This is a genomic window from Streptomyces sp. NBC_01429, from assembly GCF_036231945.1.
GTDB lineage: Bacteria > Actinomycetota > Actinomycetes > Streptomycetales > Streptomycetaceae > Streptomyces.
In genome coordinates this window covers 3,374,862-3,397,940 of the sequence record NZ_CP109599.1, presented here as the reverse complement: position 1 = coordinate 3,397,940, position 23,079 = coordinate 3,374,862, and the positions used below count along the sequence as shown (strand labels likewise).

23 protein-coding genes are annotated in these 23,079 nt (G+C 71.6%); 6 read left to right on the top strand and 17 right to left on the bottom strand.

Features of this window, described 5'->3' with window-relative positions:
• Positions 1 to 45 precede the first annotated feature (45 nt).
• The 3 genes from OG627_RS14470 to OG627_RS14460 are packed head-to-tail and all read right to left on the bottom strand — an operon-like array spanning position 46 to position 3,070.
• Positions 46 to 906 carry an ABC transporter ATP-binding protein gene (locus tag OG627_RS14470; RefSeq protein WP_329065126.1) on the bottom strand — a complete coding sequence of 287 codons (861 nt, stop codon included), beginning with the start codon at positions 904 to 906 and terminating at the stop codon, positions 46 to 48.
• Positions 903 to 2,027: a FecCD family ABC transporter permease gene (locus OG627_RS14465; RefSeq protein ID WP_329065124.1), complete on the bottom strand. Its 1,125-nt coding sequence runs from the start codon at positions 2,025 to 2,027 to the stop codon at positions 903 to 905. The genes OG627_RS14470 and OG627_RS14465 overlap by 4 nt, the downstream gene beginning before the upstream one ends.
• Positions 2,024 to 3,070 (bottom strand): FecCD family ABC transporter permease, encoded by a 1,047-nt coding sequence (locus OG627_RS14460; RefSeq protein ID WP_329065122.1) that lies wholly within the window; start codon positions 3,068 to 3,070, stop codon positions 2,024 to 2,026. Before OG627_RS14460 ends, OG627_RS14465 begins: the two co-directional genes overlap by 4 nt.
• 148 nt (positions 3,071 to 3,218) lie before the next feature.
• Here OG627_RS14460 and OG627_RS14455 point away from each other — a divergent pair, with 148 nt between their 5' ends.
• Positions 3,219 to 3,857: an HAD family hydrolase gene (locus tag OG627_RS14455; protein WP_329065121.1), complete on the top strand. Its 639-nt coding sequence runs from the start codon at positions 3,219 to 3,221 to the stop codon at positions 3,855 to 3,857.
• A gap of 92 nt (positions 3,858 to 3,949) precedes the next feature.
• On the opposite strand, the gene OG627_RS14450 is transcribed toward OG627_RS14455, so the two are convergent.
• The 3 genes from OG627_RS14450 to OG627_RS14440 are packed head-to-tail and all read right to left on the bottom strand — an operon-like array spanning position 3,950 to position 6,629.
• The gene (locus OG627_RS14450) at positions 3,950 to 4,390 is read right to left on the bottom strand and encodes an NUDIX domain-containing protein (protein WP_329065119.1); all 441 of its coding nucleotides are present in this window, start codon (positions 4,388 to 4,390) and stop codon (positions 3,950 to 3,952) included.
• Entirely contained in the window at positions 4,387 to 5,640 is a 1,254-nt protein-coding gene (locus OG627_RS14445) for a DegT/DnrJ/EryC1/StrS family aminotransferase (RefSeq protein ID WP_329065118.1), read from the bottom strand. Before OG627_RS14445 ends, OG627_RS14450 begins: the two co-directional genes overlap by 4 nt.
• On the bottom strand, positions 5,637 to 6,629 hold the full coding sequence (locus OG627_RS14440; protein ID WP_329065116.1) for a Gfo/Idh/MocA family protein: 993 nt from the start codon (positions 6,627 to 6,629) through the stop codon (positions 5,637 to 5,639). The genes OG627_RS14445 and OG627_RS14440 overlap by 4 nt, the downstream gene beginning before the upstream one ends.
• 154 nt (positions 6,630 to 6,783) lie before the next feature.
• Between OG627_RS14440 and OG627_RS14435 the strand changes: the two genes are divergently transcribed.
• Complete coding sequence (locus tag OG627_RS14435) at positions 6,784 to 8,100, top strand: helix-turn-helix transcriptional regulator (RefSeq protein WP_329065115.1); 1,317 nt, start codon at positions 6,784 to 6,786, stop codon at positions 8,098 to 8,100.
• 46 nt (positions 8,101 to 8,146) lie between these two features.
• On the opposite strand, the gene OG627_RS14430 is transcribed toward OG627_RS14435, so the two are convergent.
• The 4 genes from OG627_RS14430 to OG627_RS14415 all read right to left on the bottom strand — a co-directional run bounded on the left by OG627_RS14430 (position 8,147) and on the right by OG627_RS14415 (position 13,432).
• Entirely contained in the window at positions 8,147 to 9,628 is a 1,482-nt protein-coding gene (locus OG627_RS14430) for a condensation domain-containing protein (RefSeq protein WP_329065113.1), read from the bottom strand.
• 8 nt (positions 9,629 to 9,636) lie between these two features.
• On the bottom strand, positions 9,637 to 11,157 hold the full coding sequence (locus tag OG627_RS14425) for a condensation domain-containing protein (protein WP_329065111.1): 1,521 nt from the start codon (positions 11,155 to 11,157) through the stop codon (positions 9,637 to 9,639).
• A complete protein-coding gene (locus tag OG627_RS14420; protein ID WP_329065109.1) occupies positions 11,151 to 12,695 on the bottom strand; it encodes a condensation domain-containing protein in 1,545 nt (514 codons plus the stop codon). Before OG627_RS14420 ends, OG627_RS14425 begins: the two co-directional genes overlap by 7 nt.
• Positions 12,696 to 13,165: 470 nt before the next feature.
• Positions 13,166 to 13,432, bottom strand: coding sequence for a hypothetical protein (locus OG627_RS14415; RefSeq protein ID WP_329065106.1), 267 nt, complete (start codon positions 13,430 to 13,432; stop codon positions 13,166 to 13,168).
• 176 nt (positions 13,433 to 13,608) lie between these two features.
• Between OG627_RS14415 and OG627_RS14410 the strand changes: the two genes are divergently transcribed.
• Positions 13,609 to 13,992, top strand: coding sequence for a cold-shock protein (locus OG627_RS14410; RefSeq protein WP_114622617.1), 384 nt, complete (start codon positions 13,609 to 13,611; stop codon positions 13,990 to 13,992).
• A 117-nt stretch (positions 13,993 to 14,109) separates the two neighbouring features.
• Here the strand turns inward: OG627_RS14410 and OG627_RS14405 are convergent, their stop codons facing one another.
• Positions 14,110 to 14,745 (bottom strand): TetR/AcrR family transcriptional regulator, encoded by a 636-nt coding sequence (locus OG627_RS14405; protein ID WP_329065101.1) that lies wholly within the window; start codon positions 14,743 to 14,745, stop codon positions 14,110 to 14,112.
• Between the two features lie 91 nt (positions 14,746 to 14,836).
• Here OG627_RS14405 and OG627_RS14400 point away from each other — a divergent pair, with 91 nt between their 5' ends.
• Positions 14,837 to 15,799: a zinc-dependent alcohol dehydrogenase family protein gene (locus OG627_RS14400; protein WP_329065098.1), complete on the top strand. Its 963-nt coding sequence runs from the start codon at positions 14,837 to 14,839 to the stop codon at positions 15,797 to 15,799.
• 92 nt (positions 15,800 to 15,891) lie between these two features.
• On the opposite strand, the gene OG627_RS14395 is transcribed toward OG627_RS14400, so the two are convergent.
• The 4 genes from OG627_RS14395 to OG627_RS14380 all read right to left on the bottom strand — a co-directional run bounded on the left by OG627_RS14395 (position 15,892) and on the right by OG627_RS14380 (position 19,619).
• On the bottom strand, positions 15,892 to 16,758 hold the full coding sequence (locus tag OG627_RS14395) for a 1,4-dihydroxy-6-naphthoate synthase (protein ID WP_329065096.1): 867 nt from the start codon (positions 16,756 to 16,758) through the stop codon (positions 15,892 to 15,894).
• Complete coding sequence (locus OG627_RS14390; RefSeq protein ID WP_329065094.1) at positions 16,755 to 17,507, bottom strand: futalosine hydrolase; 753 nt, start codon at positions 17,505 to 17,507, stop codon at positions 16,755 to 16,757. The genes OG627_RS14395 and OG627_RS14390 overlap by 4 nt, the downstream gene beginning before the upstream one ends.
• A gap of 90 nt (positions 17,508 to 17,597) precedes the next feature.
• On the bottom strand, positions 17,598 to 18,092 hold the full coding sequence (locus OG627_RS14385) for a DUF2771 domain-containing protein (RefSeq protein WP_329065093.1): 495 nt from the start codon (positions 18,090 to 18,092) through the stop codon (positions 17,598 to 17,600).
• 93 nt (positions 18,093 to 18,185) lie between these two features.
• Positions 18,186 to 19,619 carry an MFS transporter gene (locus tag OG627_RS14380; RefSeq protein ID WP_329065091.1) on the bottom strand — a complete coding sequence of 478 codons (1,434 nt, stop codon included), beginning with the start codon at positions 19,617 to 19,619 and terminating at the stop codon, positions 18,186 to 18,188.
• Positions 19,620 to 20,153: 534 nt separating this feature from the next.
• Between OG627_RS14380 and OG627_RS14375 the strand changes: the two genes are divergently transcribed.
• Both OG627_RS14375 and OG627_RS14370 read left to right on the top strand, forming a co-directional pair.
• The gene (locus OG627_RS14375) at positions 20,154 to 21,170 is read left to right on the top strand and encodes a DUF3027 domain-containing protein (RefSeq protein ID WP_329065089.1); all 1,017 of its coding nucleotides are present in this window, start codon (positions 20,154 to 20,156) and stop codon (positions 21,168 to 21,170) included.
• A 38-nt stretch (positions 21,171 to 21,208) separates the two neighbouring features.
• On the top strand, positions 21,209 to 21,670 hold the full coding sequence (locus OG627_RS14370; protein WP_329065087.1) for a hypothetical protein: 462 nt from the start codon (positions 21,209 to 21,211) through the stop codon (positions 21,668 to 21,670).
• A gap of 32 nt (positions 21,671 to 21,702) precedes the next feature.
• Here OG627_RS14370 and OG627_RS14365 read toward each other — a convergent pair whose 3' ends face one another.
• Positions 21,703 to 22,200 (bottom strand): hypothetical protein, encoded by a 498-nt coding sequence (locus OG627_RS14365; RefSeq protein ID WP_329065085.1) that lies wholly within the window; start codon positions 22,198 to 22,200, stop codon positions 21,703 to 21,705.
• Positions 22,197 to 22,847: a hypothetical protein gene (locus tag OG627_RS14360; protein WP_329065083.1), complete on the bottom strand. Its 651-nt coding sequence runs from the start codon at positions 22,845 to 22,847 to the stop codon at positions 22,197 to 22,199. Before OG627_RS14360 ends, OG627_RS14365 begins: the two co-directional genes overlap by 4 nt.
• Positions 22,848 to 23,079 lie beyond the last annotated feature (232 nt).

Sequence of the window (23,079 nt, the reverse complement as noted above, 5' to 3'; positions counted from 1 at the left end):
GCCCCGACGATAACCGGGGCAGGGGCAGTCGCCCCCTGGCCCCTCCTACCCAGCCGGCGGAACCGAACGCCCGGACGGAGCGACCGAAAACCCCTTACGGGTCCGCGTGCCCGTGCCCTCCGGGCTGTACGGCGCCCCCGGCACCACCAGCGGCGACCCCGTCACCGGGTCGGGGATCACCACCGACTCCAGGCCGAAGACGTCCCGTACCAGCTCCTCCGTCACCACCTCGGCCGGCGCGCCCTCCGCCACGATGCGGCCCGCCTTCATCGCGACGAGGTGATCCGCGTACCGGGCCGCCTGGTTGAGGTCGTGCAGGACGATCACGACCGTACGGCCCTGCTCGTGGTTGAGGCGGCGGACCAGATCGAGCACCTCCACCTGGTGGGAGATGTCGAGGAACGTCGTCGGCTCGTCCAGGAGCAGCAGCTCCGTCTCCTGCGCGAGCGCCATCGCGATCCACACGCGCTGGCGCTGGCCGCCCGACAGCTCGTCCACCGAGCGGTCGGCGAGCGCGGCCACATCCGTACGCGCCATCGCCTCCGTCACCGCGCGCTCGTCCTCGTCCGACCACTGCTGCCACCAGTGCTGGTGCGGCTGGCGGCCGCGCGAGACCAGATCGGCGACCGTGATCGCCTCCGGTGCCACGGGCGACTGCGGCAGCAGGCCGATCGACTGGGCGATCCGCCGCGTGGGGATCCTCGCCAGCTCCGTACCGTCCAGCAGTACGGAACCGCCCTTCGGCCTGAGCAGCCGCCCCAGCGCGCGCAGGGTGGTCGACTTGCCGCAGGCGTTCGGGCCGACGATCACCGACACCCGGCCGTCGGGGACGCTCAGGTCCAGTTCGTGGACGACCGTACGGTCCTCGTACGCGAGCGTCAGCCCACGGGCCACCAGTTTGCTCACGCCTTGCCTCCTGTGCCGGTGCCTGCGGTGTGGCCGCGGATACGCCGGCCCCTCACCAGAAGCCAGATCAGATACGGGGCGCCCACCGCCGCCGTCAGCACGCCCACCGGCAGCTCCGTCGGCGACAGCAGCCGCCGCGCCAGCAGATCCGCGAGTACGACGATCACCGCGCCCAGCAACGCCGAGCACAGCAGCGGGATCTGCGCGGTACGGGTCAGCCGCCGGGCGACCTGCGGGGCGAGCAGCGCCACGAAGTCCACCGGCCCCGCCGCGCCCGTCGCGACCGAGGCCAGCACCACCCCCAGCAGCACCAGACCGAGCCGCACCCGGCCGAGCCGTACCCCGAGCGCGGTCGCGGTGTCGTCGTCCATCGAGACGGTGCGCTGCGCGTACGCGGCCCACGCCACCGCCGGTGCCAGCGCCAGCAGCACCCAGCCGAGCGGCGCGGCCGAGTCCCAGCCCCGGCCGTTGAGCGAGCCGGTCATCCACACCTGGGCCTGCTGGGCGACGAGATAGTCGCCCTTGGTGAGGAAGAGGGTGGTGACCGAGCGCAGCGCGATCGCGAACCCGATGCCGATGAGCACGAAGCGCGTGGCGTGCAGCCCGCCGCGCCAGGCGAAGAGGTACACGAGCGCCGCCGCAGCGATCCCTCCGGCGACGGACACGTACGGCAGTACGGAGAAGGACGTGATCCCGAACGTCATCGCGCCGACCGTGAGCGCGCTCGCGCCCTGGCTGATGCCGATGATGTCCGGGCTGGCCAGCGGGTTGCGGGCGACGGTCTGGATCAGCCCGCCCGCGACCCCGAACGCGAGGCCGACGAGCAGCCCGACGACCATGCGCGGCAGCCGCAGCGTGCCCACGACGAGTTCCTGGGACGACTCCCGCCCCAGCAGCACCCGCAGCACCTCGGAGGGCGGTACGAAGCTCTCGCCGACGCTCAGATACGCGACGCAGACCAGGCCGAGCGCGACGGTGAGCCCGGCGGCCACGACCGCCGCCCGCCGGTGCAGCAGGAACGTAGCGCGCCCGCCGCCGATCCGGACGCGCGTGTAACCGGCCGGACGGACGCCGGCGGCGGGGCCCGTAGCCGTGGAGGCCGTGGCTGTGGGGGCGCTCACGCCGGGACCGCCTTCCGCCGTACGAGAGTGACGAGGAACGGCACGCCCAGCAGCGCCGTCATCACGCCCGCCGGAACCTCGCCCGGTGGGAAGACGATCCGGCCGATGACATCGGAGACGAGCAGCATCACGGGCCCGATCAGCGCGGCCATCGGCAGCACCCAGCGGTGGTCGGTGCCGACGATCGCGCGGGCGATGTGCGGTACGGCCAGCCCGATGAAGGCGATCGGCCCGGCGGCGGCGACCCCCACACCCGTCAGCACGGTCGCGCCGAGACCGCCCAGCACGCGGACGGCCGCGACGTTCTGGCCCAGGCCCTTCGCCACGTCCTCGCCGAGGGCGAGGGCGTCGAGGCCCCGGGCCACGGATATCACCAGGGCCGTGCCGATCAGCAGGAACGGCCAGACCTGGTGGGCCACTTCGGCGTCCCGGCCCGCGATCGAGCCGACCTGCCAGAAGCGGAACTCGTCCATCGTCGCCGCGTTCGTCGTCAGCACGCCCGTGGTCACCGACACCAGCAGCGCGTTGATCGCGGCGCCGCCGAGGGCGAGTTTGACGGGCGTCGCGCCGCCGCGCCCGCTGGAGGCGATCGCGTACACCGCGACCGAGGCGATGCCCGCGCCCACGAACGCGTACCAGACGTAACCGGTCAGGGTGTGCACCCCGGCGAACGTGATGGCCAGCACCACCCCCACCGAGGCGCCCTGGCTGACGCCGAGGATGCCGGGGTCGGCGATCGGGTTGCGGGTGACGCCCTGGAGGGCGGTGCCCGCGAGCGCGAGCGCCGCCCCCACCATCAGTCCGATCAGCGTGCGCGGCAGCCGCAGCTGGCGTATCACCTCGGCGTCGTCGCTGTGCCCGCCGCGCAGCAGGGCGTCCAGGACGGCGGAGGGTGCGACGGCGCGGGCCCCGACGGCGAGGCTCAGCAGGACCGCGAGCAGTACGGCGACGACGGCCGCCACGGTCCAGCCGGCCCGGCGGGCGACGACGCCGCGTCGGGTGGTCTGTCCCGTGGAGCGGGTCGTCGGGGCGGCGGCTGACATCGGAACCAATCGGAGGAGTCGGAATGGAGGTGCAGGACGGCCGGGGCAGGACGGCGGGGCGCTCGGGCCGGGCCGAGTCCCGGCTCAGTGTAAGCACCCTGATCCAGCCACCGGAGTGGGCATATCGCGCCTGGGCACAATGGGTTCCATGGCCCTTCTCACCACCCGTTCCGCGCCCACGGTCGGCTTCGACCTCGACATGACCCTGATCGACTCCCGTCCCGGCATCCACGCCGCGTACAGCGCGCTCTCCGCCGAGACCGGCGTCCCGATCGACGCGGACCTCGCGGTCACCCGGCTCGGGCCGCCGCTGGAGGTGGAGCTGGCGTACTGGTTCCCCGAGGAGCGGATCCCGGAGATACGTGACCGCTACCGCGAGATCTACCTCACACTCGCCATCGCCCCGACCCTCGCCATGCCCGGCGCCCACGAGGCCGTCGCCGCCGTCCGGGAGCTGGGCGGCCGCGCCATCGTCGTCACCGCCAAGCACGGCACGAGCGCCGCGCTCCACCTCGACCACCTCGGCATCGAGCCGGACGCCGTCGTCGGCCAGCTGTGGGCCGAGCAGAAGGCGCGTGCGCTGCGCGAGCACGCCGCGACGGTATACGTGGGCGACCACACCGGAGACGTACGCGGCGCCCGCACGGCGGGGGCGCTCTCCGTGGCCGTACCGACCGGCCCGTGCGACGCGCCGGAACTGCGCGCGGCGGGCGCGGACGTGATCCTCAACGACCTGACGGAGTTCCCGGCATGGCTGGAGACCCACATCGAGGGCCGCGCGGCCTGACCGACGGGCACACGCGCGACGGGCCACACGGGCGACGGGTCATGTGACTGCGTGGGGTTCCGTGCCCGCCCGCCCTCGTTCCCGGCTGCCGGTCAGCGGGTGATCAGTTGCCGGACCGCGTCGCTGACACCGGGGAGCGCGCGACGGTCGGCCCAGGTGTGGTCGTCGTGCTCGGTGAGGGCGATCGGCGCGGTCTTCTCGACAGTGACCTCGAAGGTGAGCTGACGGGTCAGGGCGCCGCTCCCGGAGAGGTAGTCGAACTGACCCAGATAGGCACCGACCTGGTGGATTCTCAGGCCGGTCTCCTCCTCCGCCTCCCGTCGCAGGGCCTCCTCGAAACCCTCGCCCGCCTCGACCTTTCCGGACGGCAGCTCCCACAGGCCCGGCATGAAGTCGCCGGCCGGCCGCCGGAGCAGGAGAACCCGGTCGCCGTCCGTGATGACAGCGGCGACGACGAAACGGGTGACCTCGGCCTTCTGAGCATTGGAGAGCAGTCGCGGAGCGAACGAGGGATCGGCAAAGGGGGACGTCACAGCAACTCCTTGTAGTGCTCACTCACTTTGACGGCCGCGAGGACGTACTGCTCGGCCAGCGGACGATCCTGTTCACGATGCCAGACCGGCAGCTTGAGCGTGTGCGCGTGGGCGTGCTCGGCAACTGGGAAATCCCCGTTCCCGTACCGCCGGTGGGAGCCCGGATGGCCGGGGAACAGCACGGCCGGGCTCTGGTAGAGCGGCAGCTGATTCATGGGGCACGTGGAGCCGGGCCGGTCGAACTCGATGGCGCCCTCGGCGATCAGGGCCTGGTGAAAGCGCTTGAGTCCGAGGCCCCCGAGCTGTTCGGGGTGGTACGTGAGTGTCAGCCCGTACCAGGACGGGATCACTCCATCGGGCATCGGCGTGACCGCGAGGCCGGGAATGCGCGCGAACGCGGTGGTGAGGTGGTCGGCGATCTCGGCCCGGCCGATGAGGTAACCGTCGAGGCGGCCGAGTTGGTCGTGCGCGAGAGCTGCGGCCAGCGGGTGGATGCGGAGCTTGAGGCCGGACCCGGTGACCGCGTAGGCGGCCAGCGGGTGCCCGGCCGGGATCTCGGACTTGGCCCGCTTGCTGTAGTGGGCGAAGTTCACCAGCCGGTAGTACGTGTCGTCGTCATCGGTGAGGACGAAGCCGCCCTCACCGCCGGAGAGCGGCTTGGGGCCGTTGAGGGAGAAGGCCCCGGCAAGGCCGAACGTGCCGACTTTCTGCCCGCCGTACGACGCGCCGTGGGCGTGCGAACCGTCCTCCAGCAGGGCCAGGCCGTGCGCCTCGGCGATCGACCGCAGGGCCGGCATGTCGGCCGGCCTGCCCCACAGATGAGTCACCATGATCGCCCGGGTGCTCGGGGTGATCAGCTCCTCGACGCGAGCCGGGTCGATGTTGCCGTCCGGGCCGGTCTCGCAGAGAACCGGAACCGCGCGGAGGTGGAACAGCGGGGAGGCGGTGGCATGGAAAGTCCAGGCCGGCACGATCACCTCGTCCCCCGCCTGGATCCGCGCGGCCGAGTAGACAGCGTGCAGGGCGGCGGTTCCGGAGCTGGTGGTGACCGCGTGGCGGACGCCGAAGTATTCCTGGAGAGCGTCCTCCAACTGGGCCACGATGCCGGTCCGGCCGGGGATGGAGACCGCTGTGTCGAGTTGGGCGGCGACCTTGGCACGGGTGGTTTCGTCGATCGGCGGCCAGTCGAAGTGCGGTCCGTGGGCGGTCACCGCAGGCTGACCGCCGAGCAGAGCGGGAGACTTGGTCACATCATTCCTCTCGGGTCGACATAGCGCCCGGCCGTCTTCGACCGGTAGCAGGAGGCGATGAAGGCGGCATGGGCGAGGTGTTGCTCGGGGCCGGACACGTTGGGCCGTTCACCGTCCAGGACCCGGCAGAAGTGGTCGATCTGGGCGGTGGCCGCGCCGGCAGGGGCGTACGGTCGGGTCAGCTCCTCGACGACCGTGCCGTCCAGGGCGAGGCGCCGGACCTGCCCCTTGGTCAGCAGCACCGAGCCACGCGTGCCCACAACATGCAGCCTTTCCGACTTGGGCGCCATCCAGCGCGACAGCAGCACCGTGCCGTAAAGCCCGGATTCGTAGCCCAGTTGGATGACAGCGGTGTCCTCGGCGTCGTAGCCGCCGTCGGGCAGTGCGGCCGTGGAGAAGTCGGCCATGACACGGCTGGGCATGCCGAAGTACCACAGGAGCAGATCGACCAGGTGGTAGCCCATGTCGATGATGCAGCCGCCGCCGGCCCGGCTCACGTCTCCGCGCCACCCGGCGCCGGGGTCGTCGGTATGGAACGTGTACTGGGCGTCGATCAGGAACGGGGTACCGATCTGGTCGAGTAACTGCACCACCGAGTGATAGATCGGGTCGAAGCGCCTCTGGAGCGTGACCATCAGCTCCACCGACTGCCGCCGGCATATCGCCGCCAACTCGCGGGCCTCCTCCGGGGAGGTGGCGAACGGCTTTTCCTTGAGTACGTGCACGCCCCTTGAAGCGCACTCCTCGATCACGGCCCGGCCCGCGTGGTGCGGGACCGCGACGATCACGAAGTCCGGCTTCACCGTGTCCAGCAGATCGGCGGCGCGGGCGAACGCCGGAACCTGGCGGGCTTCCCGCTCGCTGCGAAGGGCGCCAGGATCGCTGTCGCAGACCGCGACCAGCTCGGCCCTGCTGGAGCCGAGCAGGCCGGGCAGGTGGTCTTCGAGCGCCTGGCGGCCGAGGCCGATGACCGCCGCACGTCGTTTCATGAGCAGACTCCTTCCGCTTCATGAGGGAACTTGTCGATGCATGTTGAGTACAGCCCAACTGCACCGAGCGGGACAGGCATTGTCCGTAGTCCCGGGGTAGTCCCACCTGCGCGCGCAGTAGCCTTTCGGTCACGCTGAATGATGGGATTGGCCTGTGGACGACCCGATCCGGCACCCTCTCGCGTACGCCCGCCAACTGCGCGGCGGCCTCTCGCAGTCAGGACTGGCCGCCCGCATGGATCAGGCCGCTCGTCGGCAGGGGCTTCGCTCGGGCGCGGACAAGCAGGCCGTCAGCAAGTGGGAGAACTGGATCAAGGAGCCCAACCGGGACTCCCAGTTCCTCATCGCCGAGGCCCTCAAGGTTCCGATCGGCCATGTTGAGCTGCTGGGTTGGCCCTACTGGCTTCCGGGCTACGACTCCCCGTCGCCCCTGGGCTCCGCGCACACCGTCCGAGCACTCCGAGAGGCCCAGAGGACAGCGATGGATCGCCGCAACTTCATGACCTTCGGCGCTGTCGCGCTGGCCGGCCTCTCGGCCCAGTGGGCCACGGTCGAACCCGACCGGCTCAGCACTGCCCTTGACGGCAAGCGCGTCGACCCGGAACTGGTCGACTGGTTGGAGAGAACCACGGCGAGACTCACGTCCCTGCCGACCGAACAGCGCCAGCACACAGCGAAGCTGATGGACGCACACCTCGCCACCGTCACCGACCTCATCGCACCCGGCAACTACTCCGAGGCCACCGGCAGGCGGCTGCACCTCCTGGCCGCGTCACTGGCCGGCACCTGCGGCTGGCATCGCTTCGACCAGGGGCGGCACTATGCGGCGGGCAAACACTGGAACGCCGCTCTGACAAGCGCGCACGCCGCTCGTGATCGTGACCTCGGCGCCGGGGTGCTGTCCGACTTCGCATACCAGTCCATCTGGCTGAGCGACCCGGCTGCGGCCGTCGAACCGCTCAGCCAGGCTCTGATCCACACCGGGCACCCCACCGCCCGGTCCCTGCTCCACCTCCGCCGAGCCCGGGCTCACGCCGCGCTCGGGGCGAGTTCGGACTGCCACCGCGACCTGGCCGCCGCCGAGACCGCGCTGCTGACCGACGCCGTGGACCCGGCGCCCCGCTGGTGCTCGTGGATGAGCACGGCGGACCTGGCCGTGGATTCCGGCCGGTGCATGCTGGATCTCGGCCGCACCGACGAGGCGCATGCCCGGATCGGCGAGGGCATGCGCCAGCTGCCCCGGTCCCGCGACAAGACGCGCGGGATCTTTCTCACCTACGAGGCCCGCAGCCTTTTGCGGGCGCGCGAGGTGGAACAGGCGCTGGCCGCCACCAACGAATCCCTCGATCTCGCCACCCGTGTCGGAGCTGATCGGTGTGTCGGCCTCGTCCGTGAGCTTGCCCCGGCGTTCCAGCGGTATCGGGAGGTCGACGGAGTGCCGGAGTTCCTGGAACGCATGCGGGAAGCCTGACGACGATCACGCCCAACGGCCATAGCCCGGCCGCGCCGTTGGCCGCTCACTGCCGGGATGCCTCCCGAAGCTCCCCCCGCCTGGCGGCCCGGCCCTCCGGCCACGCCGGTGTCGCCAGGTGGACCGCGACCGCGGCGGTGAAGGCGCGCAGGGTTCGCTCGGCGGTGGGGGTGGCCGGGTAGCGGGAGCGCAGGAAGAGGCCCTCGTGGGTGCGGGAGAACCAGAACTGCGCGTCGTCGGTGGCGGTCACGCCGCTGATGTGGTGCGCGTTCGACCCGGTGTGGTGCTCGGCGCCGGGAAGCCGGCGGTAGTCCACGTACGACACCATGAACACGTCGTCCCGGTCGCGGCGGAAGGCCGCGCCGAGTGCGGGCAGTGCGGGGAGTACGCGGGCGACGGGCAGCGTGGCCAGTTCGCGGGCCCGCCGGAACGCGGTACGGGTGGCCCGGATGCCCTCGATGACGCCCGGCACGTCCGAGACGTCCACGGTGAGCGGCGCGATGGTGGTGAACCAGCCGATCGCGTGCGTCCACCGCTCCTCGTACCGGGTGTGGAGGGGGGTGCAGAGCCTGAGCGTGCTGTCCGATCCCAGGCCGCGCGCGGCGAGCGCCACGGCGGTGAGCACTCCGGTGAAGGCGCTGCCCCCGGCCGTACGGCACGCGCGCTCGAACGCGTCCGCGCCGTCCGGGCCCAGCAGCCGGCGGCTGGCGGTGCCCTGCGCGGCCCGCTGCCCGGCCGGCAGCCCCAGGGGGAGCGGGAACGAGGGGGTGGTGCCGCCGCAGGCGGCGAAGAACTCGGCCCAGCCGCGCAGCAGTTCGACGTCGACCTCGCCCCCGCTCGTCCCCTCCCGCGCGCAGTGGTCCACGAAGCTGCCCACCGGGGGGAGGGACGCGGCGGTCCCCGCGTACAGCTCCCGCAGTTCGTGTACGGCGATGGCCAGCGAATACGCGTCCGCGTTGCTGTGGTCGAAGCCGCAGAGGACCGTGAAGGTCTCCGAGTCCTGGCCCTCGTTTTGCCGTTCGCCCGGCCGTTCGCTGTTCCGCTCGATCGCCGCGAAGACGTACGACGGCCAGCCCAGCGGCCGGCACGCCTCCCCGAGCCGCCGCGTCAGCCAGGCGCGGGTCGCGTCCGTACTCGGGCAGGAGCCCGCGTCGCGGGCCACCAGCGCGTAGTCGGCCGAGGCCACCATGAACCGCTCAGGACCGCCGGACGGGCCGGACGCGCCGGAGGTGCCGGACGGTCCGGCCCGGAAGCCGCTCCTCAGCGTCCCGTGCCGCTTCCCCCACGCCTCGAACGCCGCCCGCAACGCCTCCGCGTCGAGCGGCCCCGGCAGGTCGAAGGCGCAGGCCAGCCAGTGTCCGGGAGCGCCGGGAGGACGCTCCGTCGCCAGATGGAAGCGCTGGTTGAACGACGGCGGTACGGGCGAGACCGGAGCCCCGTCCGCCGCCGCCAGGGTCGCGGCGGACGGCACGAACTCCACGATCCGGCCGGGCGCCGGCTCGTAGCGGTCCATGGTGGTGACGCGCATGGAACCGGTCAGCCCCTGTCGCTTCGGTGCTCGCCCCGGTACTCGCCCCGGTACTCGCCGGTCCGCGCGATCTCCCGCAGCACGGCCCGCAGATGCTCCAGGAACAGCGGAACGTTGCGCCGCGCCTCGGCCGTGTCCGGGTACGTGACCTTGACGTACGTCCGGTCCCACAGGCGGTTGATCCAGATCGGCACGTCCGTGCTCGTCCCGGGACCGGCCAGCCCGTCGCACTTCGCCGCCGTCCAGTCCTGGGAGCCGGGCGCGTGCCGCAGGTCGATGAACGACACCATCGGCAGGACGGCCCCGGCGCCCGGCTGCACGGACACGCCCGGGATCAGCTCCATGACCCGCAGCGGCGAGACCCCGCTCATCTTCTGCGCCTCGATGAAGGCGAGTTGGGCTGCCGAGAGGATGTCGCCGAAGCCCCGTGCGGCGCTTCCCGGCTCCCCGCCCGGCTCCCCGCCCTGTTCCCCGCCCGGCTCTCCGACCGCGAACTCGACCGGCACCAGATTGATGAACCAGCCCTGCGCCCGCATCCACCGCCGCTCGTCCCGCGTGTGCACGACGGACAGGCCGCGGTACGAGGCGTGCCCGGCCAGTTCGTACCCGCTGACGCCGAGCGCCGCGAGGAACCCGGCCGACTGACCGCCGCCCAGCGCCTTGCACGCCTTCGCGAAGGCGTCGGTCTCGGCGGCGTCGAGCAGGTCCATGGAGAGCGAGATCTTGGGGTAGGTCCGGCCGGGTTCCGTACCGAGCGGGAGCGGGAAGCTCGTGGCCGGGCCGCCGGCGAGGAACTCCAGCCAGCGCCGCACCTCGGGGGAGTCCGCCCCGATGGCCGCCGACCGCTCGCGCTCCAGGGCGCAGAAGTCGACATAGCTACCGGTCTCGGGCAGCTCGGCGGCCACCCCGGTCACCTCCGCCTCGTACAGCGCCCGCAGCTCGCTGAAGACGAGGAGCGACGAGAGGCCGTCGCTGTGGCAGTGGTCGACCGCGTAGTAGACGGTCGAGGAGTCCTCGCGCAGGACGGCGCCCGTGACGAGGGGCGGCCAGCTCAGCGGGTTCGTACCGGAGTCGAAGAGATCGACCAGCCGCGCGCGGATCGCGGCGGGGGAGTCGTGCGGGCCGAGCGACTCGGGCGTGATGGCAACGGTCTCGGCGGCGAGCGCGTGGCGCTGGATCCGCGTGGCGCCGTTCCCAGTGCCCTCCGTACCGCCCTCCGTACCCCCGTTCGTACCGTCCTCCTCGACGGAGAACCAGGTCAGCAGGGTCGGATGGCGCCTGGTCCACACCTTCAGCGCCGCCGCCATGGCCGCGGTGTCCAGCCGGCCCGGCACGTCGAACACGACGCCCACCCACGCCGACTGCGCCACACCGGCCGCCTGGTTGGTCAGCAGCCGGCGGATGTGGTTCTCCTGCACGTACGAGGGCGGCGCGGGATGCGTCGCGCCCTCGGGGGTGTCGCTCGTGAGGCTGAACCGGACCAGCTCGCCGCCGTCCGGGGCGTACTCGTCGATCGGGGTCATCAACATGCGGCGGCTTCCTTCACACGGGTGGCTGCGGGCGCGGATACGGGTACGGGCGTGGGTGTGGACGCTTCCACCGACGCGGCCGCGGACGCGGCCGGGGGCGCGGCCGGGGGCGTCGGCGCGGCGATCGCGTTCATCAGCCGCCCGGTGTCCGCGATGAAACGGGAGACGGCGAGCCGCGCGCGCTCGGTGTTGGGGTGACGGTAGCTCACGTACACACCCTCGTAGGACCGGTTGATCCACAGATAGACCTCGTCGGGATGGCTGCGCCGGCTGCGCAGCGCGGCGGCCTTCCACTCGCCCCACCGCCGCGCGCCCGGGGTCCTGCGCATGTCCATGTACGAGACGACGAACCGCGGTTCCAGCGGCGTCCCGAGCAGCTCGGCGATCCGGGGGAACGGTACGGCGGCGACGGCGCCCGCCCCGTCCAGCGCGGCCACCGCGTTGCGCATGACCTCGGCGAAGGCGTCCGTGCCGCGCACCGCGAACCGGATGGGCGCGAGCCCCACGTACCAGCCGAGCGAGCCCGTCCACGCGGCCTCCTGGCCGCGCGTGTGGAACGGGGTGAGGGCGCGGAACTCCTCGTGGCCGGTGCTCTCGTGGCCCACGACGGCCAGGGAGGCGAGCAGCCCGGAGAGGAAGTTCCCGCCGTCGGCGCGGCACGCGGTCTGGAAGGAGCGCGCCCGGTCGGAGTCGAGGAGCCAGACGCAGCCGCCGAGCTGATCGGGGTGGGGGTGGGTCCTGTGTGCGGGGCCGGTCTCGTGTGCGGCGTCGGTCTCGTCCCCGACGGGGAGCGGAAAGGCGGGCAGCGCGCCGCCGTTCGCCGTGACGAAGTCGCGCCAGCGCACGACGGACTCGTGCTCGCTGTGCACGAGCGCCGTCCGCTCGCGCTCCTGCCCGGCGAAGTCCAGATAGCTGCCGACCTGCCCGAGCCCGGCCGGGGTGCCGGTGACGGCGGCGGTGTACAGCTCACGGATCTCGTGCGCGACGAGGAGGATGGAGTACCCGTCGACGTTCAGGTGGTCGAAGGCGAGATGGAGCGTCGTGGAGTCGGCGTGCCGGACGGTGGCGAACACACAGGACGGCCAGTCGAGCGGATCGGTCTCGGCGTCGAACAACTCCTCCAGTTGTCGGGCGAGTTGGCCGCCGGTCGAGAATTCGCCCGTGGTGCCGCGCCGGATCGCGACGGCCCCGGGGGCAAGGGTGACCCGCTCGAACCGCGCGTCGGCGGTCGCCACCAGCCGGCTGCGCAGCGCCTCGTGCCGGTCGATCCAGCCGAGCAGCGCGGTCTCCAACGCGCCCTCGTCCAGCTCGCCGGGCAGTTCGAAGGCGGTGCCGAGCCACGAGGGGGAGCCCCGGCGTCCGCCGTCTCTCCTGCCATCCGTCCCGGGATCCGTCCCGGGATCCGTTCCGTTACCCGTCCCGGCACCGGCCAGTGCGCCGACGAGATGGGCCTCCTGCGCGTACGAAGCGGGCCGCGCGTCCGGTATCCAGCATTCGGAACCCGGATTTCTGGGTATTGCGCGCCAAATGGTAAGCACTCCCGGGCGTATGTCCAGTTCGTCAATATCCGTGAACTTCACTTCTCTGCCTTGCGCTCGATGCACGTGAGTGGGGGAATTGTTCACGCGGGAACACGCGGGAAAACGATCGCACCGAGAAACGTTGAATCAGCTACTACCGCCGCTGATCAGGGGAAACGTGTCCGGCTGCGAGGGATGCTACGCAGCCGTCAACGCGAGTCGCAACAGCGGTAATTGCGCGTTGTTCACACGATGCCGCCGTCCGGTCACATCTCTTTCACATCTATTGTTTCCCCGGTTTTGCCGGGCCGTGGAACGGGGCGCTAACCGTGTCGGCGGGGAAACGGAACCGTGAACGGAGTGGGACGGCCGAATGGGTCGGCCGGAAGAAGTGAAGATACGCGTCAGGGGCGTTCCCAGCACTCGGGAACGCCCCTGACGCGCTAGGGGAACGTGTGGAACCTCCGGGGCCCAGGAACCTCCGGGGCTCAGGAACCTCCGGCCGATGCCTTGGCCAGCCGCCGCTGCGCGCCGACCGACCGCAGCACCCCCGCCCCGGAGATCGCGAAGCCGACGCCCATCAGCATGCAGACGAGGTAGGCGACGGGCGGAAAGGGATCGGAGCCGAGGAACAGCGGCGCCACGGTGATCAGCGTGGCGACCGCGCCCACGATGAAGACGATCGCGCCGATACGGACCAGCCCGTCGCCGGGTCCGGTCTCGTCCGTCGTGCGGGGTGCAGGAGTAGCAGTCACGCCACCAGGGTAGTTCCCTGCCGACAACAGCGGAAAGGAACCGGCCGGCGACGTCTTGTCACCAGCCCCTGGACCATTAGCCTTGGTACTGGCGGGTCGGTGGACCCGCTGTAGCGCTATTCAGAGCCGATTTCGCGCGCGCCAGCGCCCCAACGAGTACGAGGACGAGGACAGACGTGCCTACCGGCAAGGTCAAATGGTTCAACAGTGAGAAGGGCTTCGGCTTTCTCTCCCGTGACGGCGGCGGCGACGTCTTCGTGCACTCGTCGGTCCTGCCCACCGGAGTCGACGCGCTCAAGCCGGGCCAGCGTGTCGAGTTCGGCGTCGTGGCGGGCCAACGCGGGGACCAGGCCCTTTCGGTGACGGTCCTCGACCCGGCGCCCTCGGTCGCCGCCGCCCAGCGCCGCAAGCCCGACGAGCTGGCCTCGATCGTCCAGGACCTGACGACGCTGCTGGAGAACATCACACCGATGCTGGAGCGCGGCCGCTACCCGGACAAGGTCCACGGCGCCAAGATCGCGGGCCTGCTGCGCGCGGTGGCCGACCAACTGGACGTCTGACGCCCGGCGCCCGCCAGCGCCTGTCCGCCTGTCCGTCCGCTCCGAAGCCTCTGGACCCCGTCGAACCCGGTTCGGCGGGGTTTTCCCCTGCCCGTACCTGCCCGTACCTGCCCGCCCTCAGCTGCCCTTGTGCACTGCCGCTGCCGCCATCCGTGCCGCCGGTGGCAGCGGCGCGTGCTCCGGGGAAGCCCGGAACGCCTGGACCGCGAGCGCGGCGAAGCGCCGGGAAGCCGCGACCCCGGCGGGCGTCGGCGTGGTGTGGAGGCCCCTGTTGGCCATGATCACGAGGATCAGGTCGTCCAGGACGAAGTCGGGGCGCAGACGGCCGGTGGCCTTGGCGCGGCGTGCCAGCTCGGCGACCGACCTCAGCGTGTACTCACGGCTCGCCGCGAAGTCCATCGCGCCGGGGAAGGCCGACATGAAGGCATCGGTGAAGCCCCGGTTGCGGGCGTGCAGCTCACAGGTCCTGTCGATCACGAGGCAGAAGCCGCGCCACGGATCCGGATCGGCGAGCCCCTCGTCGACGATCGAGCGACACGCGAGCAGCTGATCCGCGAAGGCTTCGGTGGCCAGCGCCTGCTTGGTCGGGAAACGCCGGTACAGGGTGGCGGGGCCGACCCCGGCGTGCCGGGCGATCTCCCGCATCGGTACGTCCAGGCCCTCGGCCGCGAACAGCGCGCGGGCCGCGTCGAGGATGCGCTCGCGGTTGTCCAGGGCGTCGGAGCGCAGGGTGTGAGGCAAACGGTCGGTCACTCTCTCACTTTAGCCAAACGGACGGGGGCGTCCGTTAGCGTTCGAACGCACGGAGTCCACACGCAACGGAAGCCTCACGCGGGAGACGACAATGAAGGCAGTCACGATCCGGACGTTCGGAGGCCCCGAGGGCCTGGCGGTCACCGACCTCCCCACCCCGGTGCCCGCCGAGGGAGAGGTGCTGATCGCCACCGAGGCGATCGGCGTCGGCGGCGTCGACGCCGTGATCAGGAGCGGCGCTCTCGCCGCCTACGGCTTCGAGGAGGGCCTCGTCCCCGGCAGTGAGGTGGCGGGCGTCGTGACGGCGGTCGGCGCCGGCGTCGACCCCTCATGGGCCGGCCGGTCCGTATGGGCGTTCACCGGCACGGGTGGCGGCTACGTCGAGCAGGCGGTCGCCCCGGCCGAGGAGATCCTCCCCCTCCCCGCAGGGCTGTCCGCCGCGGACGCGGTGACGCTCGGCGGCTCCGGCGTCGTGGCCCACTTCGGCCTCGCCCACGCCCGCTTCGCTCCCGGCGAGTCGGTGCTGGTGCGCGGCGCGGCCGGCAGCATCGGGATCATGACGGTCCAGCTCGCGGCGCGGGGCGGTGCCGGTGCGGTGGCGGTCACGACATCGTCGGCCGAGCGCGGCGAGCGCCTGCGCGAGCTGGGCGCGACCCATGTGCTGGACCGCTCGGGCGGGGGAGGCGAGGACGCTCCCTCGGGTTACGACGTGATCATCGACATCGTCGCCGGTGCGGGCCTGCCGTCCTTCTTCGACAGGCTCAACCCGAACGGTCGCATGGTGGCCGTCGGCGCGGTCGGAGGCCCGCCGCCGGCCGACTTCGGTACGAAGATGATGGCGGCGTTCCAGAAGTCGATGTCGTTCGCCACGTTCAGCTCCGCCACCGTGGCCGCATCCGCTCGACGCGCCGTGCGGACCGAGCAGTTCGCCGCCGCGTCCCGCGGCGAGCTGCACACGGTGGTGCATGAGGTGCTGCCGCTGGAGCGGGCCGTACTGGCGCACCGGAAGATGGACGCGGGCGAGGTGTTCGGCCGGATCGTGCTGACACCGTAGCCGCGCGGATCACGCAGCCCGTACGCAGACGCCAGACCATGGCCCGCACCCGCACCCGCACCCCGCTGCCCGCGAGCCGCACCCCGCAGCCCTCAGACGAACCGCAGCGCGTCCCGGTCGAGGGGCGGTACCAGTCCCTCGGCCGCCGCCCGGGTGAGCAGCCCGCGCACGGCCGCGTAACCGTCGGTGCCCAGGTCCGCGGTGAACTCGTTCACGTACAGACCGATGTGCTGGTCAGCGACCGCCGGGTCCATCTCCTGGGAGTGCTCCAGGACATACGGACGCGAGGTCTCCGGGTCGTCCCAGGCCATCCGGACCGACCGGCGGATCGACTCGGCCAGCAGCTGGAGCACCTCGCCGCCCAGCGAACGCTTCGCGATGATCGCGCCCAGCGGGATCGGCAGGCCCGTGGTGGACTCCCAGTGCTCGCCCATGTCGGCGAGGCAGTGCAGCCCGTAGTTCCGGTAGGTGAAGCGCGCCTCGTGGATGACGAGCCCCGCGTCCACCTTGCCGTCCCGTACGGCGGGCATGATCTCGTGGAACGGCATCACGACCACCTCGCCGACCCCGCCGGGGACGACGTCCGCCGCCCAGAGGCGGAAGAGCAGGTACGCCGTGGAGCGCTCGCTCGGTACGGCGACGGTCCTGCCCGTCAGATCCGCACCCGGCTCCTTGGTCAGGACGAGCGGCCCGCAGCCCCGGCCCAGCGCGCCGCCGCAGGGCAGCAGGGTGTACTCGTCCAGCACCCAGGGCAGCACCGCGTACGAGACCTTCAGCACGTCGAACTCGCCGCGCTCCGCCATGCCGTTGGTGATGTCGATGTCCGCGAACGTGACGTCGAGATCCGGCGCGCCCGTCACCCGGCCGTGGGCCCAGGCGTCGAAGGTGAAGGTGTCGTTCGGGCAGGGCGAGTACGCGATCCGCAGAGCGGAGGAGGGGGACGCGGTCGGCGAGGTCATGACGGCTCCTCGAATACGGGGGTGAGCAGCGTGAAGGCGTACCGCAGCGCGTCCAGCGCCCGGCCGATCTGCCAGGAGTCGCGGTCGCGCGGACCGACGGCGTTGGAGACGGCGCGGATCTCGGCGCACGGTACGGAGTGGGCGGCGGCGGCCTCGGCGACGCCGAAACCCTCCATCGCCTCGGCGGCGGCCCGGGGGTGACGGGTCGTCAGTTCGGTGGTGCGGGCGGCGGTGCCGGTCACGGTGGAGACGGTGAGGACGGGCGCGAGGACCGCCCGGATCCGCGGGTCCGCGTCCAGGACCTCTGCCAGCCGGGCGGAGAGCCCCGCCGCGGGCTGGTGTGTCCCGCGCCCGAAGCCCAGCTCCTCGACCGGGACATAGCCCTCGGGGCTCTGCGCGCCGAGGTCCGCCGCGACGATCGAGTCCGCCACCACGAGCGAGCCGACGGGCGCGTGGGGTTGGAAGCCGCCGCCGATACCGGCCGAGATCACCAGGTGGTACGGAGGGTCGTACGGCGAGGAGGCCAGCGCCGTCGCCGTCGCGACGGCCGCGGCGACCGGGCCGACCCCGCCGGCGAGGACGTCCACCACCGGTATCTGCACGGATCCGGGCCGGGGCGTGTACTGGGCGTGGCCCGAGATCTCGTACCCGCCCGTCAGCTCCCGTACCCCGGAGGCGGCGTAGCTGCCGAGCCCGGCGACGACGGAGTCGGCCTCCGCCGCCACGGCGGTCACCACAAGCACACGCATGGCGGGCCTCTCAGGGCGGATTCCAGTAGCGGGTCCGGACTTCTCGGGTCCGGGTCAGGACTTCTCGGGTCCGGACTTTCCGGGTCCGGGTCAGGACTTCTTGAGCTCGAAGTGCCAGATCCCGGTCAGGGACTTGCCCGTGGTCTCGACGATGCTGATCTGGACGCTGTCCGGGGCGGGCTCGGTCTGGCCGGTCTGGCTCTGGCCGGCGGACAGGAAGGCGCTGGCCGAGATGGACCGGTACGTCTTCTTGTACGGCTCCTGCTCGGCCTGCTGGCCGTTGACGAAGATCGTCCAGCCGTGGTCGGCGATCTCCGGGTCCACCCCGAAGCGGAGCCTGTCGTCCATCGAGGCCTTGATGGTCTTCGTGGCCTTCTTGTTGAGGCAGGGCTGGATGTCGGCTTCCTTGATCGCCTTGCCGTCGTTGTAGCAGGTCGCCTCCGTGTTGACCGAGTCGCCGCCGACCGTCATGGTCGCGATCGGCGTCGGCTTGTCACAGGCGGCGAGGACGAGGAGCCCGGCGGACACCGCGCCGAGGGCGGCGCCGGCGCGGCGGGACCTACCAGAGAAGAACGCAACGGTCATGGGCCGAAGGCTATCGGTCGCCGGCTCCGGCGCGGAGAGGGGGTACGGCGAGCCGTGTCAGGGCGGCCCGTACGGCCCGCCGTACGGGGCCCCTCACGCCACGCGCGGGTACCCGGTGGGGCGTTTGGCGGCGCGCACCAGCCCCCGTACCGCAGCGAGGGAGCCGAGAGTGACGAGCCCGGCGGCCACCGACATCCCCAGCACCCCGTTGAGCGGCAGCGCGATCCCGATCGCCCCGCCGACCACCCACGCCATCTGGAGCAGCGTCTCGGAGCGGGCGAAGGCGGAGGTCCGCACCTGCTCCGGGACATCGCGCTGGATCACCGCGTCCAGGGACAGCTTCGACAGCGCCTGGGAGAAGCCCGCGACCGCGCACAGCACGGCCATCATCACGCCGCCGAAGAACAGCGCCGCCAGGACCGCCGCCGTCAGGGCGATCCCCAGCATCGTGGCGATGATCACCTCGGGGCCGCGCGCCTTGAGCCAGGCGCCCACCGCCGTCCCCAGCGCGTTGCCCGCACCGGCCGCCACGCCCACGATGCCGAGGGAGACGGCCTCGCTCTGGCCGGTGAGCGGGTGCTCGCGCAGGAGGAAGGCGAGGAAGAAGATGAGGAAGCCGGAGAGGGCCCGGTGGGTGGCGTTCGCCTGGAGGCCGTGCAGGACGGACGGGCCGACGCTGCGCAGCGTCGGCCGCCGCTCCTTGCCGGTCCGGTCCTTGCCGGTCCGCTCCTTGTCCGTCCGGCTCTTCGTCCTGCTCCGCACCCGGTCGCTGACGGCGGCCGGCACCGGGACCAGCCGCGCCCTGCGCTCGCCCTTCGCCGAGTCCACCTTGTGCGGCAGCGTGAAGGCCAGGAACGTACCGGCGAGGAAGATCACACAGGCGCCGTAGAGCGGCAGCCTGGGGCCGAGGTGATGCAGCCCCGCGCCGATCGGGGCCGCGATGCCGGTGGCCAGCAGCCCGGCGAGGGTGACCCGGGAGTTCGCCCGGACCAGTGAGAAGCGCGGCGGCAGCAGGCGCGGTACGACCGCGCTGCGGACCACCCCGTACGCCTTCGACGCGACCAGCACGCCGAGCGCCGCCGGATACAGCTCCAGGCCCCCCGTGATGACGGCCGTGGACATCAGGACCGCGAGCACCGCCCGGGTCAGCATGGCCCCGGCCATCGCGGCGCGGCGGCCGTGCGGGAGGCGGTCGAGCAGGGGGCCGATGACGGGCGCGAGGAGCGTGAAGGGGGCCATGGTGATGGCGAGATAGAGCGCGACGCGCCCGCGCGCCTCGTCCGTCGGCACGGAGAAGAAGACGGTCGACGCCAGCGCGACCGTGATCATGACGTCGCCCGCGCCGTTCACTGCGTGCAGCTCGATCAGCTTCCCGAGCCCCGACTCGCCCGCGCCGTGCGCGTTGGTCGCCTTCCGGATTCCCCGCGCGGCGGCGGTGAACGGCAGGCGGACGGCACGACTGAGGGCCCGTCCGGTCCTCCGGAGCGGGCCCGCTGCGTTTCGGTCGGACGACCTCACGGCTGCCACTCCGCCATAGTGCCCCAACCCCGCGTGGCGCGAACCGATCCCGGCCATCACGTGATGGCGCGTCTCCGGCACGCCGGGGCGGGGCGCGGGGTCCCTACGGGTACCGACCGGGCCCGTACGGACCTGACCGGTACCCGTAGGGACCCCGATCGGAGCCCGTACGGATACCGATCCGGGCCCGTACGGGATGACGCGCCCGGAAACTGTCCTGAGCGGGTCCGAGCGGGTCCGAATCGTCCCCTGCCCCCTGACCACAGGGTTACGGCCTGGTTGCGGAGTGCCCCGAAGTACCGGAAAGGCGGCGTGCAGGTGGGCGGGGGGCGGCGGAGAGGGTAGCGTGCGTAGCGCGCCACCGGCGGTTGTTCTCGGCCGCGCGCCTCTTCGCCATCCCGCAGAATGGATGATGAGAGGTGTGCCCGAGAAGACTTTCGGGCGTGGACGTCGATGCGGCCCCCTGGTCCGCTCCGCCCTCGGCCCGTACATCGCGACTCGGCCGGCGCACCCGTGAGACGGCGTAGGAGAGAAGCGAGACCTGTGAGTGCTGCGACGACGCGAAGCCGAACCCCCGACCGTCTGTGCGCCGAGGCGGTAGACCTCGCCCGGTCGGCTGCCGAAGAGGCGGCCGCGCCCGGGGTCGTCGGGGAACATGTCTCGGCGGTGGCGGACGGGGACCGGGTCGTCACCCACTTCTTCGAGTGCAAGGACATGGGCTACCGGGGCTGGCGCTGGGCGGTGACGGTCGCGCGGGCATCCCGCGCGAAGGTCGTCACCCTCGACGAGACGGTCCTGCTGCCCGGCCCCGACTCCCTGCTGGCCCCCGAATGGGTGCCGTGGAGCGAACGGCTCCGCCCCGGCGACATGGGCCCCGGCGATCTGCTGCCGACCGAGGCGGACGATCTGCGCCTGGAGCCCGGCTACGCGGGCGGTGACGACGAGGACGGCGCACCGGCGGACACGGCGGGTGCCACGGGCGGCGCCTCGGCGCCGCTGGCGTACCCCGAACTGACCGAGGACGCCGAGCCGGTCGACCTGACGGACACGCAGACGGCCCCGGGGACTCCGGGGACTCCGGGTGCTCCGGAGGCGCTCTCCGGGCCTTCGGCGCCGACCGCCCCGGCGGTCCCCGCGCGGGGCACGATCGCGGCCGTCGCCGAGGAACTCGGCATGCGCCGGGCACGCGTCCTGTCGCGCTACGGCCTGCACATCGCGGCCGACCGCTGGGACGAGTCGTTCGGCGCGAAGACCCCCATGGCCCAGGCGGCCCCCGCCCCCTGCGTCTCCTGCGGCTTCCTGCTGCCCCTGGCGGGCTCACTGCGCCAGGCGTTCGGCGTCTGCGCGAACGAGTTCTCCCCGGCCGACGGCCGCGTCGTCTCGCTCGCGTACGGCTGCGGCGGCCACTCCGAGGCCGCCGTCATGCCCAAGCCGCTGCGCCCGCCGCCCCCGGTCCTGGACTCGATCGGAACGGACGCCTTCCCCCTGCGCCCGTCCCCGGACAGCGGTTCGGTGCTGACGGCGGAGGACGCGACGTCGGAGGACCTGGGCCACTCGTAGGCGCACGGCCGGGCATCGGGAGCGGAGAGGCCGGACCCATGGCAGAGGTGCGGCTGGGCGCCGGGGTGAACCCGGACGACCCGGAAGCGGTGGTGCTCGTGGTCGCCGTGGACGAGGACGGCCCACCGGCCGAGCGCGCGGTGGCCAGGCTGGGCCTGCGGGGCTACGAGAGCGACGGCTGCCTCTGCTTCGTCCGCACGGACGGCTGGGCCGAGCGCCGCCTGGACGGCGAGGAGCTGACCGTCGACATCGTCGCCTACCCGGCGGTCCTCGACTCGCTGGAGATCGACCGCGTGGCGTTCCCCGAACGGTCCGCCGCCGACCCGGACGCGATCCGGCTGCTCCGCGTACGCGCCCAAGTCGCCCCGGAAGCATACGAACAGGCCCTCGCCTTGACCGCCGTCCTCACGCTCCCCGCCGCCACTCCGCTGGAACAGGGCCTGGCGGCCCTCCGGTCGGGCGAGGACTGGCCCCTCATCCTGACCCCGCCGCCCGAGTAGCCTCCTCGGCGCGGGAGGCGGGTCGCGGGACGTCAGATCTTGCTGATCCTCCAGGCGATCATTCCCGACGCCCCTCCCTTGCCCGTGATGTCGAGGCGTACCGACCCAGGAGCGACGAACCGCTCGGACACGACGGACCTGTCGCAGGGAAGGGACTTCGTAGCGATACCGACCGCGGGGGTGAAGGTGATCCTCGCGTCTCCGTCGCCCGCGCATGCCACCGTCAGCCGGTACTCGTCCTTCTCGTGAAGGAACGGCTCCGAATGAACTCCGTCCGGCACACGCTCCACCCCTGATTCGACCAGCTTCTCCGCCGCCGCTGTGCCGTCAACCGCGGTGCGCGCCTCGGCGGCCAGCTTCTTCTCGGTTCGCTGCTGGGACGGCGCGTGCGCGCTGCTCGAAGCCGACGAGGCGGCCCCCTCGGGCCGATTGTCCTGGCCGGACGTGCAGGAGACCAGGAGAAGAGAGCAGAGCGCGGTGCATCCCAGTAGCATCGTCCGCTGACGCAGACGCGGTTGAGACGTACTCATGACGAAGTCTCCCAGTACTTCCATCCGACTTCCTTGGTGGGAAGGGTGGCTTTTCCGCTCGCGATCACGGTCCCCGCGCCGCAGCCATTTCCTTGCGCACGGTACTTCTTCCACGAGACCTTGTAGCCCCATGATCCGTACTGGAGGTGTCCGTACTTCTTCTTGCCGATGTCGTGCGAGTAGGTGTGGCCGGTGGTGATCCCGACACTCGCGCCGATCTTGCCGCTGACGGAGACCTTGGCCTTCGCGATCACCGCGTTCATCTCAGCCTCGGATCCGACTGTCATCTCGGCCGAGATGGTGCCCGACTTGGTCACACTGACCGACATCGTGCCCCCGGGTCCGTCCTTGTATTTGGTGCCGTTCCACCAAGCGGGTACGTGGTAAGCGGACTTATTGGTGATGCTGATCCAGGTCTGCGGACCGTCACACCTGTTCGGGCTCTTTTCGGATACCGGGGTTTCGACTCCCTCGATGTAGTCAGCAGGGTCGTTGATGTCCGCGTCTTCGTTCACCAACGGATCCGGTGAGGTCGCATCCGCGGTCTTTCCCCATTGACTGGATTCCGCGACAGCGGTTCCCGTCATCCCGATACACAACAGCATTGAGGCCGCGGAAGCGATGACAACTTTCTGTGCGAGGCCCATTGGTCGCCTTTCCTCGAACCGCCCCCGTGGCGGCCAACGGACTGGACGCTATGCAGGGAGTATGCACACGTCAAGCAGAAAATAAGCACCTGAGCGTAACTTGAGGAATGCGCCGGGCAACGTAAATCTTGTGCAATATCGAGCGCCTTCCGGGCAACCGGATCCCATGGAATCGACTCAGGTGTGCGGACGCTCCCACCGGCTCCTGGTCGCCGAGTGGTTGGGGTGGGCC

Coding starts and splice junctions, on each gene's coding strand:
- OG627_RS14440 (WP_329065116.1), bottom strand. CDS start 6,629: ATGAAACGACGTGCGGCGGTCATCGGCCTCGGCCGCCAGGCGCTCGAA.
- OG627_RS14400 (WP_329065098.1), top strand. CDS start 14,837: ATGAAGGCAGTCACGATCCGGACGTTCGGAGGCCCCGAGGGCCTGGCG.
- OG627_RS14370 (WP_329065087.1), top strand. CDS start 21,209: ATGGCAGAGGTGCGGCTGGGCGCCGGGGTGAACCCGGACGACCCGGAA.
- OG627_RS14425 (WP_329065111.1), bottom strand. CDS start 11,157: ATGTTGATGACCCCGATCGACGAGTACGCCCCGGACGGCGGCGAGCTG.
- OG627_RS14460 (WP_329065122.1), bottom strand. CDS start 3,070: ATGTCAGCCGCCGCCCCGACGACCCGCTCCACGGGACAGACCACCCGA.
- OG627_RS14395 (WP_329065096.1), bottom strand. CDS start 16,758: ATGACCTCGCCGACCGCGTCCCCCTCCTCCGCTCTGCGGATCGCGTAC.
- OG627_RS14360 (WP_329065083.1), bottom strand. CDS start 22,847: ATGGGCCTCGCACAGAAAGTTGTCATCGCTTCCGCGGCCTCAATGCTG.
- OG627_RS14385 (WP_329065093.1), bottom strand. CDS start 18,092: ATGACCGTTGCGTTCTTCTCTGGTAGGTCCCGCCGCGCCGGCGCCGCC.
- OG627_RS14390 (WP_329065094.1), bottom strand. CDS start 17,507: ATGCGTGTGCTTGTGGTGACCGCCGTGGCGGCGGAGGCCGACTCCGTC.
- OG627_RS14455 (WP_329065121.1), top strand. CDS start 3,219: ATGGCCCTTCTCACCACCCGTTCCGCGCCCACGGTCGGCTTCGACCTC.
- OG627_RS14430 (WP_329065113.1), bottom strand. CDS start 9,628: ATGCGCGTCACCACCATGGACCGCTACGAGCCGGCGCCCGGCCGGATC.
- OG627_RS14365 (WP_329065085.1), bottom strand. CDS start 22,200: ATGAGTACGTCTCAACCGCGTCTGCGTCAGCGGACGATGCTACTGGGA.